Source organism: Blastocatellia bacterium (genome assembly GCA_025055075.1).
GTDB lineage: Bacteria > Acidobacteriota > Blastocatellia > HR10 > HR10 > HR10.
Genome location: JANWYV010000054.1, coordinates 61,398 through 73,394 on the forward strand (window position 1 = coordinate 61,398; position 11,997 = coordinate 73,394).

An 11,997-nucleotide genomic window follows, 5' to 3' on the forward strand; every position below is an offset into this window, starting at 1 on the left:
GTCTCCATCAGGACGACGTGGAGGCCATACGCCTAGTCGCCAGATGAATCTGCGTGAGCAGTTCCTTGGTCATCTGAGCGATGATCGTCTCGGCACGATGTCGGACGATACGCTCCTCTTGTTCCACTTGGATGCCTCGTTCCTTCATGAACGCCAAGCAACTGGGAATGATGTACTCTTCCAACTCGCGGGCGAGCCATCCGGCGATGAATCGGCGGAAGCGTTCCACCTCATCCGGTTGTCGTAGGAGCGATGACGCCTGCGGATGCCGCACGACATGGTCCACGATATCGCAGCCGAAGCGTCGCGTCTCCTCGAGCCACGTCTGGCACGCTTCCCAAATCACTCCAGGATGTACGAGGCGAAATTCTCCCTCAGCCGTGAGCCGCTTGCGGACGGGAAGGACCCGCACTTCAGCCTGTTCCCTTCTTCGCGGCTGCTCCTGTTCGATATACGCTTGAGCTAATTCCACCAGCGACGACGCTGCCATCTCCCCTCCCTCGCGATTCGTCTGAGAAGCCTTCGCCGGTCGCGCGCTCTCTCATTGCGCAGAAGAGGCGGCCTGCCGCTCCAGATAATCGAGCAGGATGCTCGCCGCCACCTTCACGCCCAGTGGGAGCGCATCCTCATCAAGATCGAATTCCGGCGTATGAATCATCGCGGTGATCCCCTTGGCCTCGTTCCGCACGCCGAGGAAGAAGAAGAACCCAGGGATCACACGGGCGTAGTAGCTGAAATCCTCGGCCCCCATGTGAGGACGCGTCGTGACGAGATTCTCCCCGCCGAGCACCCGTCGAAGCGTTGGAAGCGTCTCCTCGACCAAACGAGGATCATTGTAGGTCACGATCGCGCCTTCTTCGATCTTCAGTTCGTATGATCCGCCCAGTGCTTCGGTCACCCCCTTCAGGGTTTGATGCATCATCTGAATCACTTGGGCGCGGACCTTCTCATCGAGCGTGCGCAGCGTCCCCTGCAGCTTCACCTCGTCCGTGATGATGTTGTGCCGATTTCCTCCGTGAATGCTTCCAAGCGTGAGGACAAAGGGCTGAAACGTATCCACGCGCCGGCTGCGAATTACTTGAAGCGCCGTGATGGCATGAGCGGCGATGACTATCGCATCCACGCCCTCATGGGGATACGCCCCATGCACCTTCTTCCCTCGAATCGTGATCTCGATGAGGTCGGCTGACGCCATGGCCGGTCCGATGTGATAGGCGATCTTCCCCACGTCCACGCGTGGATCAACATGCAGACCGAAGATCGCCTGCGGGCGCGGATTCTCCAGGACTCCCTCCTTGATCATCAATCGCGCGCCCCCTTCCTCGCCTGGAGGAGGCCCTTCTTCCGCCGGCTGGAAGATGAACTTCACCGTTCCCCGCAGACGATCGCGCATCTGACTGAGGACAGTCGCCACGCCCAGCCCGATCGCAGTGTGCGCGTCGTGCCCGCACGCATGCTTCACTCCCGGATTCCGAGATTTATAGGGGACTTCTATGGTCTCCTCGATTGGCAAAGCATCCATGTCCGCGCGATAGGCGACGACCGGACCAGGCAAAGCTCCCCTTAGGAGAGCCACGACCCCGTGTCGGGCGATCCCAGTTTGCACCTCAAGGCCGAGCTGACGAAGATATTCAGCCACAACCCGTGAGGTCCGTTCCTCGCGATTCGAAAGCTCCGGATACATGTGAAAATCCCGCCGCCATGCGACGAGTCGCTCGCGCAATTGCTCAACGGCCTGCGCGAGGCGAGCTTCCCGAGAGACCTCTTGAGCGTCCAAAATAGTCGGATTCATACCCCTCACCATGAGCAAAAGGATAAAAGTCCATCCCCATCTCGCTGTGCGATGTACATGCCCAACGCGCATGTTCCGTGCACCCCATGACGACGTCACCGCCGTCCTCCGCCTCTTTCAGCTTTTCAGGTGGCGTATTCTACGCAGAGAAGCGAGAGAGAATCAAGCCACCTCTTCGCTCGAGCCCCACTTGAGGCCAATGCCTCCATGAGCGAGATTCCCTTACCAATTCATCACGCGCATACCAGCGACTCCCCTCGACCAAGGGCGATGGGGAGCAAGCTTCTCGGCCGCTCCCTCGTTGAGCAGCGATCCTTCGTCCTGCTTCGCCGCCCTCTTGACACAGACCGGGAAGGGAGTAAAATTAAGCTTCTGAAGCGGGAGTAACTCAGCGGTAGAGTGCAACCTTGCCAAGGTTGAAGTCGCGGGTTCGAATCCCGTCTCCCGCTCCAGGGACTTATCGAGATCGGCGAAGGCTGACTGTCAGAACTCGGGTCCTGACGAACCGCCCAAATGGGGTGGTTGAAAATTTGAGCCTTCGCCGATTATAATTTTGGCCGGAAGAAGAAGGCGGCGTAGCCAAGTGGTAAGGCGGAGGTCTGCAAAACCTCGATACCTGGGTTCGAATCCCAGCGCCGCCTCCAGCGAAATTTCATGCCTCCCTTGAGATCGCCCCGCCCAAGGAAAAACTGTAGGGCTTCGAGCGCCTTTCCCGTCCAGGAGACTCGCCGCTTCCCGCTCCCGCCATACCATGCGCATATCGTTCGGTCGCCGCAATCATCGGAGCCTTTGACTCATGAAAAGCAACGCCGCTACCCGGGCTGAACGCCCACGAATGAGCACCGCGGATCATGGAATTATCCCCAAAGCAGTTTTTGCCGCAGGTTCACGCCCTTGAAGTCATCGGAAGGATGAATCACAAACCCAAACGGGGCGACGATGGGCGTCCCAACGACTGGGGATCGCAGCTCATGTGCTCGACGCACGACGACCTCCACCCCTCGCCCATAAATTCGACTTCGCACCTTTCCGAGCACAACGACCCGTTCCCCGTCCCGCCACCCTTTGCCATAGAGGTTGATCTCAATCTCCTGCCCCCTCCAATCGTGAAGAACCGCCGTTCGAGTCCTTCCACGCGAACGCCGTAGTGCTGAGCCAGATAAGCCAGGGCCACTTCGCGCGCGAAATCTTCTAACGTGACCCCTACCACGTCGTTCAATCGTCCGACCTATTGACCGAGTTGGACCACTTGTTGGACCAGGGATCGCATGACCTCCTGCATCTGGAGATGGGCTTGAGCTAGCTCTTCTACACGAGCTTCCGTCCGCGCTCGTGCTTCGGCCAATTGCGCCATTGCTTCTTCCATCCGCCCCATGCGTGCTTCCGCCTGCGTCTGCGCTTCAGCTAACTGCCTCACCGCCTCCTCCATCCGCCCCACTCTCCCCTCCGTCAGCGCCTGCGCCTCGGCTAACCGCGCTATCATCTCTTCCATCCAACCTACTCGTTCTTCGGTCCGTACTTGTGCCTCGGCCAATTGCACCATGGCTTCCTCAAGCCGTCCCACCTGCTCCTCAACCCGTTGCACTCGTTCTTCCCATTGCCCCACGCGCTCCTCCATCCGCGCCTGTGCCTCAGCTAAATATTGGACCACCTCAATAAGCCGAGCGAGCATCGTCACTGCCTCTCGAACGAGCGCCACGAGGCGCTCGAATTCCACAGGAAGCGCCAGCAGTTCCCCCGTCAGAAGGTGACGACGCACTTTCTTGCGAAATGCCTGATCCGTTCGTAGGCGCTCCAAAAATTATCCCCTCATTGACGCCGCTCTCCTGAACGCCCCGCTCAATGATCGCACGGTATTCACATTTCGAACACTCCCTCAGCGAGGGGGGCACCGGCGATTTCACTCAAGGCCCGTCGAGTGAAAACTGAGGCTATCCTCTTGCGATAGAGGTGAAGAAAATCGGTATTGTCGAGCGGGCGGATCACGCGAGAGACCGTGTGTGCGGCGGCTTCGATGACGTCCGGCTCAAGCCGCTTTCCCTCTAAAATGCGCTCAGCTTCGCGGATCCTTTTTGGACATGATCCAACGGCTCCGAGGACAATTCTGGCGTCTCGACATTCCCCTGATTCCATCCGCACGGCCACAGCGACGCCTAAAACGGGGAAGTCTATAGCGCCTCGTCGGCGCAACTTCCAATACGTGCTCCTCCATCCTTCCTGGCGCGGAAGCGTCACTTCAACGAGGATCTCCTGGGGGGCTTTAGCCAAATATTGGATCCCATCATCGCGATAGAACTCCTCAGCAGCGATCGTCCGTTCTCCATGCGGGCCAATGAGCCGAAGCACGGCGCCCAGAGCGATCATCACCGGGGCCCCATCAGATGACGAGACCGCCCAGCATCGCGTCCCTCCTGGCGCGACGGGACAAACCGTTCCATCCTTCTTCAAACAGAACCCGAGCGCTTCACGCCAGAAGAAGGTCTGGTCGTAATACGTGCATCGCGTGTCAATGCACAAATTACCGCCGATCGTCCCCATCGAGCGAATCGGCGGATGGGCGATCGCAGCGCAGGCGCGAGCGAGGGCCGGATAAGTGGTCGCGAGCTCCTCCTGGGCGAGCAGGCGTGCGAGCGTGACGCCAGCTCCGAGCGTCACTCCCTCGCGCGATGTCCACGCTATGCGCGATAGCTCGGGAATGCGTTGGACACTGATGAGGACTCGCGGCTCGATCTGCCGCCGCTTCATCTTGGGATAGAGATCCGTCCCTCCCGCGACGATCCGCGCCTCCGAACCATGATCGCTCAAGATCCGGAGCGCCTCATCAAGCGACCGCGGTGCGTAATATCGAAAGGGTGGAAGGCGGAGCATGGCTCTCCTCCTCGAAGAATGCTTATTGCCACTCCGATGGAGGCTCGACGCGAATTGGCTCTGGCCACGCGAGCGATGGAATGAACTTCGGACCAACCCGTCCTGATCCCCCACGTGCTTTGTCCTCTAAGCCCCTGAGGACTTTCTCCGGAGTAATGGGCAACTCATCAATGCGCACGCCGATGGCATCGTAGACAGCGTTGGCGACGGCTGGCGGGATCGGGAGCAAGGGACCTTGTCCCGCCTCCTTGGCGCCGAATGGACCGTTCGGGTCTTCGGTCTCGATCAGGAAACATTCCACTTCGGGCATCTCCAGTGGCGTCGGGCTCTTGTAGTCGAGCATTGAGGGCACTTTGTGCACGCCGAGGCGCGGACGAAAGGTTTGCTCCTCCATGAGCGCTTCGCCTAACCCCATGTAGACGCTCCCATGAATTTGCCCTTCGACCAAGCGAGGATTGATCGCGCGCCCGATGTCATGAGCGATCCACACCTTCTCGACTCGGACGAATCCCGTCTCGGGATCTACGTGCACCTGCACCACGCACGCCGAGTAGCTATAAGAGGGCGACGGTCCTACCCCCGCTCCCTTATATCGTCCGAGTGACTTCGGCGGTTTATAGCTGCCCACGGCTCCCAAAGTCCCAAACCGTGCTTCGGCGAGCTGGACAGCTTCCGCGAAATCGAGTCCTCGATCCGGATCAGCCTGATCGAAGATCCGACGCCCGCGGGCCATGAGCTGCTCCTCGGGGACATCGAGTCGCTCGGCGGCTGCGCGAAAGAGCAACTTCCGAAGTTTCTCTGCTGCTTCCACGGCCGCATTCCCCGTCATGACGGTCACACGGCTCGAATAACTCCCTAAATCCACTGGCGTGAGGTCCGTATCCGCCGTCACGACGCGAATATCTTCGGGAAGAATCCCCAAGACTTCGGCGACAATATAGGCGAGGATGGAGTCCGATCCTTGTCCAATATCTGTGCTCCCACAGAAGACGGTGACCCCTCCCCCTCGATCGATCTTGATCTGTACCCCCGAATGCGGCATATCGTTCCAATAGATCGGAAGGCCCGCACCACTCAAGTATGTGCTGCAGGCGAATCCCACTCCTTGGCCAAAGGGCAGACGCCGGAATTTCTCGCGAAATCCCGACGCCTCGACGACGCGATCTATACATGCGCGGAGCCCACAACTGGAGATGCGCAGCCAATTCACCGTGACCGATGGGGCCTCGACGATCTGACGCTGGCGCAGCTCCACGGGATCGAGTCCGAGGTCTTCGGCGATCTTATCCAGGTGGACCTCCAAAGCGAAACGCGGCTGCGGCGTCCCATGCCCTCGCTTAGGGCCGCAAGGCGGCTTATTCGTGAAGACGCGCACTCCCTCGAACTTGTAGCGCGGGATCTTGTAGGTGACCGTCTGCAGCGCGCCCGTGTAATAGGTCGTCGCGACGCCATAGCTGCCGTAGGCCCCTCCATCGAGAAATGATCGAACGTGCATGGCCGTGATGCTCCCATCGCGCCGGACGCCCGTCTTGATCCACATCAGCACGGGATGACGCCCCCGATGTACGTAGAAAACCTCCTCGCGCGTGAGCGTGATCTTCACCGGACGACCGGTCAACATGGCCAATTTCGCCACGACGATCTCGTGCGAGAACGGATCGCTCTTGCCTCCGAATCCCCCACCGACCGGTGTGGCGATCACGCGAATATGGCTGGGGGGCAAGCCGAGCACCTTCGCCAAAGTGCGATGCACATAGTGCGGCGTCTGCGTGCTGCTCCAGAGCGTGAGTTTCCCATCAGGCCCATAATGCGCTACCGCGGCGTGTTGTTCCAATGGCAGATGCGTGCTCCCAGCATAGAAGAAGATGTCCTCGCGCACATAGTCCGCTTGCGCAAATCCCTCCTCGACGTCGCCAAACTCCAATGAGACCAGCTTATGGATATTCGGCCCGTCTCCATAGTCGTGAATGCGCACGGAGGACTCAGCCAGTGCCTCTTCCAGCGTCAACAGAGCCGGTAACGGCTCATACTCTACCTCGATGAGCCGAAGCGCTTCTTCAGCCGTCCACTCGTCGATCGCCGCGACGGCGGCAACCGCATCGCCTACGAATCGCACCTTCTCCGTGCAAAGCGCCTCTTCGTCCTGACTGACCGGTAGGATCCCGAAGCGGATCGGAAGATCGCGCCCAGTGAGAACGGCATGAACGCCCGGCAACGTTCGTGCGCGGCTTACGTCTATCCGCCGAATCCGCGCATGCGCGTGTGGGCTGCGCAAAATCTTCGCATAGAGCATGCGCGGCAATTGCAAATCATCCGCATAGCGCGTCTCGCCCGTACATTTCGGGAGCGCATCAATTTTCGGCAGCGACTTACCGACAATCTCAAAGGCCATACTCTCCTCCCTCGATCACCCTTCATCCGAAATCGAGCGCATTTCCCGCATCCGCGCCGCGGCTCGCTCCACAGCCTCCAGAATCTGGATGTACCCCGTGCAGCGACAGAGATTCCCCGAGAGCGCTTCCGCGATCTCCCGTCGCGTCGGCATGGGATTTCGATCCAACAGGGCCTTGGCCGAGAGCACAACGCCTGGCGTACAATACCCGCACTGCACAGCTCCTGTCTCGGCGAAGGCGATCTGCAGCGGATGCGGATGTCCATTCTCCATGAGTCCTTCAATCGTGAGGATCTCACGACCCTCCAGCTCGATGGGAAGCGCTAAGCAGGATAAAACGGGCTCCCCATCCACGAGGACCGTGCACGCGCCGCATTCTCCCAGCTCGCACCCGTGTTTCGTTCCCGTCAAATGCAAATCTTCGCGTAAGACTTCGAGCAACGTCTTATGCACGGGCACAGCGAGCGCGTGCGACTCCCCATTAACTCTCAACGTGATGATCCGCACGTCCATGGTCCTCCTCCCATGATCCTCTCGTTTCGCGATCGTTCTAACTGGCCCTCAAACCTCGGACCAGGTAATCGGCGAACGCCTCGCCGATCTCCTGTGCCGATAGTGGTCCCTGCGGAGAGAACCATCGAACCGTCCAGTTGATCGCTCCGAGAATCGCGAAGCCGAGCAGCTTCGGATCGCCTCTCCGAAAGATCCCTCGTTCCATTCCCTCTCGAATGATCTCCCGAAGCCCGCGCTCGTACCGATCGCGCTTCTGAATGATCTTGGCCAACCGACGCCGAGAGAGCATCTGGAAATCGGTGTGCATGGCCGATGCCTGCAATTCATCGAGGATGATGCTCACTTGCTCCCGAATCAACCGCTGCAATTGCTCATCGGGAGGCTCCCCGCTGCTCCGTACCTCTTCCAGTCGCGCGAGCAACAGATCGAGCGAATAGTCCTGGCAGAAGTAGAGGATCTCCTCTTTGCTCTTGAAGTAGTAGTAGAGATTCCCCTTGGTCATCCCCAGCCGCCGAGCGATCTCGTCCATCGTCGTCGCCGAGAACCCATTTCGCCGGAACGCCTCGGCGGCGCACCGCAAGATCTCAAGCCGCGTCCGCTCGATTCGCGCCTTCCGCCTTACGGACTTTGACCATTTGTTCAATTTTTCGATCTCCTGGTCAAAATCTGACGAGAGTGTATCCGACGCTCCTTGGATTGTCAACGGGCGAAGGAGCGGACGATCCCATCCGCTGAAAGCGTCCCCGCGACGTGACAGCTTCCCACCGGCTGGCGCGGAGGGGAAGCGGTTCTTGACAACCTCGCCAACCTCCCGCTATAGTGAGAACTCAAAGCTGGGAGCTCGTCCAACTGGCAGGACAGCGGACTCTGGATCCGCGAATCGGGGTTCGAATCCCTGGCTCCCAGCCATTTTCATTACCGGCTCTTGGCGATGGATAACACGGGACCTCATCCGATTGCCTCTGAACGGCCCGCGGTGAGGCAGCGAAAAGACTTCCTGGATGTCTTACGGAATCGCCACTTCCGAACATTCTGGCTGGCGCAGGCCGTGAGCGGATTGGGGAGCTGGCTGGCGATGTTCGCTCTCGTGAGCTTGGGAGGATTCCGGTTCAAACTTGCGGCGGGAGAGCTTGGGGGGATGGCGGCTCTTTTCTTCCTCGCCCTAGCTTTGATCTTCCCCTTCGCTGGAACCATCGTGGATCGCACCCATGCCCAAAAAGTGATGATCATCTCCGATGGCTTTCGCGCGAGCTTGATGTTCCTCCTCTGGTTCGTATGGGAGCCGGATCTGCTCTATCCGATCTTTCTCCTGACCGGATGCGCCACATGTTTCTTCCTCTCCGCGCAATTGACGTTACTCCCTGCCGTAGTGGATCGCGAGGAACTCCTAACTGCCAATGCTCTCGGTGCTCAAACGCAGCAGATGAATGGCATCCTTGCTCCGATTCTGGCTGGTTTTGTGATCGCGCGGTTCGGTGAGCGATTCTGTTTCGCCTTGAATGGCGCGAGCTTCATCTTCTCGGCCCTCTGTTTGTCTCGTCTTGCGCCGCACCTTGAGGCATCGGCTGCGCACCGGTCTCGCCCCTTTTGGCACGATCTGCGCGACGCTGTGAACAAGTTCGCGCATGATCGAGTGCTCCTCTCAGTGATGAGCTTAGCGATGGTGATGATCGTGATCGCGAGCGCCATTAATATATTCGGCGTCCTCTACGTGCGAGATGTCCTGCGCGCCGGTCCGCGTGACTTCGGTCTGCTTCTCTCCTCCTTGGGCGCGGGCGCTGCGGTGGGTTTTTGGTTTGTGGGCCGATATGCCCACGCCATCCCGCGCATGCTCCTCATTCGAGCAAGCGCTGTTGCGATTGGAGCCGGACTCATTGGGATGACTCTCCTCACCCGGGTGATTGACGTCCTCGTTGGCGCTTTTCTGATGGGAGTGGCGGCGGCCGCGTTCCTCGTCCCAGCGCAGACGCTCGTTCAAGAGCGAACCCCCTGGCGTCTCCTGGGTCGCACGGGCGGTCTCGCGTGGTCGCTATTATTCGCCACGCAAGCGATCGCGGCAATTGGCTTAGGGCGCCTCGCCGCGGTGTTGACACTGCCCGCGCTCTATCGCGGGCTCGGGGTGGGGGTGCTCGTCTTCACAGGTCTGCTGACCCTTTATGAGCTGTATCGCGCGCGAGGTGAAGATCGCGCGTGCGCGTGAGTGTGGGGAGAAGCACAGCGATTCCCATCAAGGCAAACCGGATCACGTCTTGCGACGACGAGGGACGCGATTTACAATGGACCCTCCTGCGAGAGAGCTGGGTTGAGAGAAGCCTATGAAGGAACTGCGCGACATCTTCCAGACCTTGGACGAGCGGCGCGCGATGGAAGGTCCTGCGGCCCTCGCGACGGTCGTTCACGTAGAGGGATCGGCCTATCGGCGAGAGGGAGCGAAGCTGTTGCTCACGCCAGAGGGAGAGATGATCGGCAGTATCAGCGCCGGTTGTCTGGAAGGCGATGTCTTGGAATGGACGCGCCATGTGCTCGTGCACGGGGAACCCGTTCTCCGGCGCTATGATCTCACGAGCGAAGACGAGCTGGTATGGGGCTTCGGGATGGGATGCAATGGGAAGATTGATGTGCTGATCGAGCCGCTGCCGCTCGTGCGATCGTACCTGGAACGCACGCGACAGATTCTCGAGCAAGAGCGTGGGGTAGCTTTGGCGACGCTCATCGAGGTTCCGGAGAATTCGGGATTGAAGATGGGGGCGAAGCGCTTGATTCCTATCGACGGTTCTCCCGTGGGGACGCTCGGGGACGTGGCGCTCGACGCAGCGGTCGAGCGCGATGCGCGCGCCCTTCTCGCCTCAGGGCGATCGAAGACGTTGACCTACGATCCGATGCAGTTGGGCGGTCATTGCGCTTCGTGGACCAGCGCCGCGCGCGTGTTCATTGATTGCTTTCTCCCTCCGCCGCAAGTGATCATCTTCGGCGCGGGGGCCGACGCCGTTCCCCTGGTCCGATTGGCGAAAGAAGCCGGGTTTCGGGTCACGGTCGTGGATCATCGATCGAAGTTCGTCACATCGGAGCGCTTCCCCTGGGCGGATCGCTTGATTTCGGCTCACCCGGAGGAAGCACCTGAGCATCTCACACTCACGCCGGGAATGTTCGTCGTCCTTCTCACGCACAACTTCCACGTAGACGCGAAGCTCCTAGCGTGGTTGCTCAAGAGCCCAGTAGGGTACATTGGCTTGCTGGGCCCGAAGGAGCGGCGCGAATTGCTGCTGCGAAACTTGCGCGAGCAAGGAGTCGAGCTGCGCCCGGAGGAGGTGCAGAAACTCTACGCTCCGGTGGGATTGGACATTGGCGCCGAAGGGCCGGAGCAGATCGCCCTCTCGATCGTGAGCGAGATCCTGGCTGTGAGGAACCGTCGAGTCGGGACGTTCCTACGCGAACGCCAGAAGCCCATCCACGCTGAATGAAGCGGTTGTCCTGCCGCCAAGGCGAATCGGCGCCATGAGGCTCTCTGCTCTTCCTCACTGCGAGAGCGCTCGGAGGCCGACTCCCATTCAACGCGCGCGCTCGGCGATCATGTGTCGGTAAGCCGCGTAGAGCTGTCGGAAGATGGGACCGGGCTTTCCATCGCCCACCGGCTCTCCATCAACGGCGATGACGGCCAGAAGCTCGGTGACCGTACCGGCGATGATCACCTCGCGCGCCGATTTGAGTTCCGACAGTGGGAGATCGCGCTCGACAGTCCGATACCCTTGCTCCCGAGCCAATTGCAGGACGAAGCTTCGCGTGATGCCGGAGAGGATGCGACGGTCGGCGATCGGCGTCACCAACTCCTCCCCCGTCCAGGCGAAGACGTTGCTACTTGTTCCCTCCATGACCAACCCATCGCGCACGAAGAGGGCTTCGAATGCCCCTGCGCGATGAGCGCGTTCCTTCGCGAGAACGTTCGGGAGCAAACATATGGACTTGATGTCGCAGCGCGCCCACCGCTCGTCCGGCACCGTGAGGGCGCGAACCCCCTGTTCGCGCAACTCTGGCGGGATGATCCGCACGTGCCGCACGGTCATCACGAGCGTCGGTGGCGTGTCCTGTGGGAAGAGATGATTCCGGCGCGCCGCCCCACGCGTGAGCTGGATGTACAGCTCGGCTTCGGCGATTCCCGCGCGCGCGATGAGGGTCTCCGCTGCCGCGGCCAGTTCTGAGAGCGAGAGCGGCAACAGTAGTTCGATCTCCCCCGCGCTGCGCTGCAATCGCTCCAGGTGCTCTCTCAAGGCGAAGGGCTTCCCCTGATAGACGCGCACGACTTCGTAGACCCCATCGCCGAATTGAAAGCCCCGGTCTTCAACCGAGACCCTCGCCGAAGCGAAATCCAGGATCTCTCCATTGAGCCATACCAATCCTTCCGACATGCTCGCCTCCTCCTCGCGCATCGCATGAC

The 11,997-nt window shown here is 60.1% G+C and carries 11 protein-coding genes and 3 tRNA genes; 5 read left to right on the forward strand and 9 right to left on the reverse strand.

Annotated elements, in window-relative coordinates:
* Positions 1-7: 7 nt before the first annotated feature.
* Both NZ746_12695 and NZ746_12700 read right to left on the reverse strand, forming a co-directional pair.
* Positions 8-490 (reverse strand): hypothetical protein, encoded by a 483-nt coding sequence (locus tag NZ746_12695; GenBank protein MCS6818215.1) that lies wholly within the window; start codon positions 488-490, stop codon positions 8-10.
* A 51-nt stretch (positions 491-541) separates the two neighbouring features.
* The gene (locus NZ746_12700; GenBank protein MCS6818216.1) at positions 542-1,792 is read right to left on the reverse strand and encodes an amidohydrolase; all 1,251 of its coding nucleotides are present in this window, start codon (positions 1,790-1,792) and stop codon (positions 542-544) included.
* Between the two features lie 377 nt (positions 1,793-2,169).
* Between NZ746_12700 and NZ746_12705 the strand changes: the two genes are divergently transcribed.
* Together NZ746_12705 and NZ746_12710 are read left to right on the forward strand one after the other, a co-directional pair.
* A tRNA-Gly gene (locus NZ746_12705) sits at positions 2,170-2,244 on the forward strand.
* A 117-nt stretch (positions 2,245-2,361) separates the two neighbouring features.
* A tRNA-Cys gene (locus NZ746_12710) sits at positions 2,362-2,436 on the forward strand.
* A gap of 213 nt (positions 2,437-2,649) precedes the next feature.
* Here the strand turns inward: NZ746_12710 and NZ746_12715 are convergent.
* The 6 genes from NZ746_12715 to NZ746_12740 form a co-directional block, all read right to left on the reverse strand.
* Positions 2,650-2,778: a hypothetical protein gene (locus tag NZ746_12715; GenBank protein MCS6818217.1), complete on the reverse strand. Its 129-nt coding sequence runs from the start codon at positions 2,776-2,778 to the stop codon at positions 2,650-2,652.
* A 242-nt stretch (positions 2,779-3,020) separates the two neighbouring features.
* A complete protein-coding gene (locus NZ746_12720) occupies positions 3,021-3,590 on the reverse strand; it encodes a hypothetical protein (GenBank protein ID MCS6818218.1) in 570 nt (189 codons plus the stop codon).
* Between the two features lie 59 nt (positions 3,591-3,649).
* Positions 3,650-4,660, reverse strand: a complete 1,011-nt coding sequence (locus tag NZ746_12725) for an FAD binding domain-containing protein (protein MCS6818219.1) — start codon at positions 4,658-4,660, stop codon at positions 3,650-3,652.
* Between the two features lie 22 nt (positions 4,661-4,682).
* Positions 4,683-7,052, reverse strand: coding sequence for a molybdopterin-dependent oxidoreductase (locus NZ746_12730; GenBank protein ID MCS6818220.1), 2,370 nt, complete (start codon positions 7,050-7,052; stop codon positions 4,683-4,685).
* A gap of 15 nt (positions 7,053-7,067) precedes the next feature.
* Positions 7,068-7,565, reverse strand: coding sequence for a (2Fe-2S)-binding protein (locus NZ746_12735; GenBank protein MCS6818221.1), 498 nt, complete (start codon positions 7,563-7,565; stop codon positions 7,068-7,070).
* A gap of 37 nt (positions 7,566-7,602) precedes the next feature.
* Positions 7,603-8,208 carry a TetR/AcrR family transcriptional regulator gene (locus NZ746_12740; protein MCS6818222.1) on the reverse strand — a complete coding sequence of 202 codons (606 nt, stop codon included), beginning with the start codon at positions 8,206-8,208 and terminating at the stop codon, positions 7,603-7,605.
* Between the two features lie 191 nt (positions 8,209-8,399).
* Here NZ746_12740 and NZ746_12745 point away from each other — a divergent pair.
* From NZ746_12745 to NZ746_12755, 3 genes are all read left to right on the forward strand, one after another.
* Positions 8,400-8,474 (forward strand) — tRNA-Gln (locus NZ746_12745).
* A 67-nt stretch (positions 8,475-8,541) separates the two neighbouring features.
* Positions 8,542-9,765 carry an MFS transporter gene (locus tag NZ746_12750; GenBank protein MCS6818223.1) on the forward strand — a complete coding sequence of 408 codons (1,224 nt, stop codon included), beginning with the start codon at positions 8,542-8,544 and terminating at the stop codon, positions 9,763-9,765.
* A 115-nt stretch (positions 9,766-9,880) separates the two neighbouring features.
* Positions 9,881-11,026, forward strand: a complete 1,146-nt coding sequence (locus NZ746_12755) for an XdhC family protein (GenBank protein ID MCS6818224.1) — start codon at positions 9,881-9,883, stop codon at positions 11,024-11,026.
* Positions 11,027-11,113: 87 nt separating this feature from the next.
* On the opposite strand, the gene dat is transcribed toward NZ746_12755, so the two are convergent.
* Complete coding sequence (gene dat, locus NZ746_12760) at positions 11,114-11,968, reverse strand: D-amino-acid transaminase (protein ID MCS6818225.1); 855 nt, start codon at positions 11,966-11,968, stop codon at positions 11,114-11,116.
* Between the last annotated feature and the right edge of the window lie 29 nt (positions 11,969-11,997).

Bases quoted from the DNA above. Each gene is read 5' to 3' on its own strand.
- NZ746_12695 (MCS6818215.1), bottom strand. From the start codon at position 490: ATGGCAGCGTCGTCGCTGGTGGAATTAGCTCAAGCGTATATCGAACAG.
- NZ746_12700 (MCS6818216.1), bottom strand. From the start codon at position 1,792: ATGAATCCGACTATTTTGGACGCTCAAGAGGTCTCTCGGGAAGCTCGC.
- NZ746_12725 (MCS6818219.1), bottom strand. From the start codon at position 4,660: ATGCTCCGCCTTCCACCCTTTCGATATTACGCACCGCGGTCGCTTGAT.
- NZ746_12730 (MCS6818220.1), bottom strand. From the start codon at position 7,052: ATGGCCTTTGAGATTGTCGGTAAGTCGCTGCCGAAAATTGATGCGCTC.
- NZ746_12735 (MCS6818221.1), bottom strand. From the start codon at position 7,565: ATGGACGTGCGGATCATCACGTTGAGAGTTAATGGGGAGTCGCACGCG.
- NZ746_12755 (MCS6818224.1), top strand. From the start codon at position 9,881: ATGAAGGAACTGCGCGACATCTTCCAGACCTTGGACGAGCGGCGCGCG.
- dat (MCS6818225.1), bottom strand. From the start codon at position 11,968: ATGTCGGAAGGATTGGTATGGCTCAATGGAGAGATCCTGGATTTCGCT.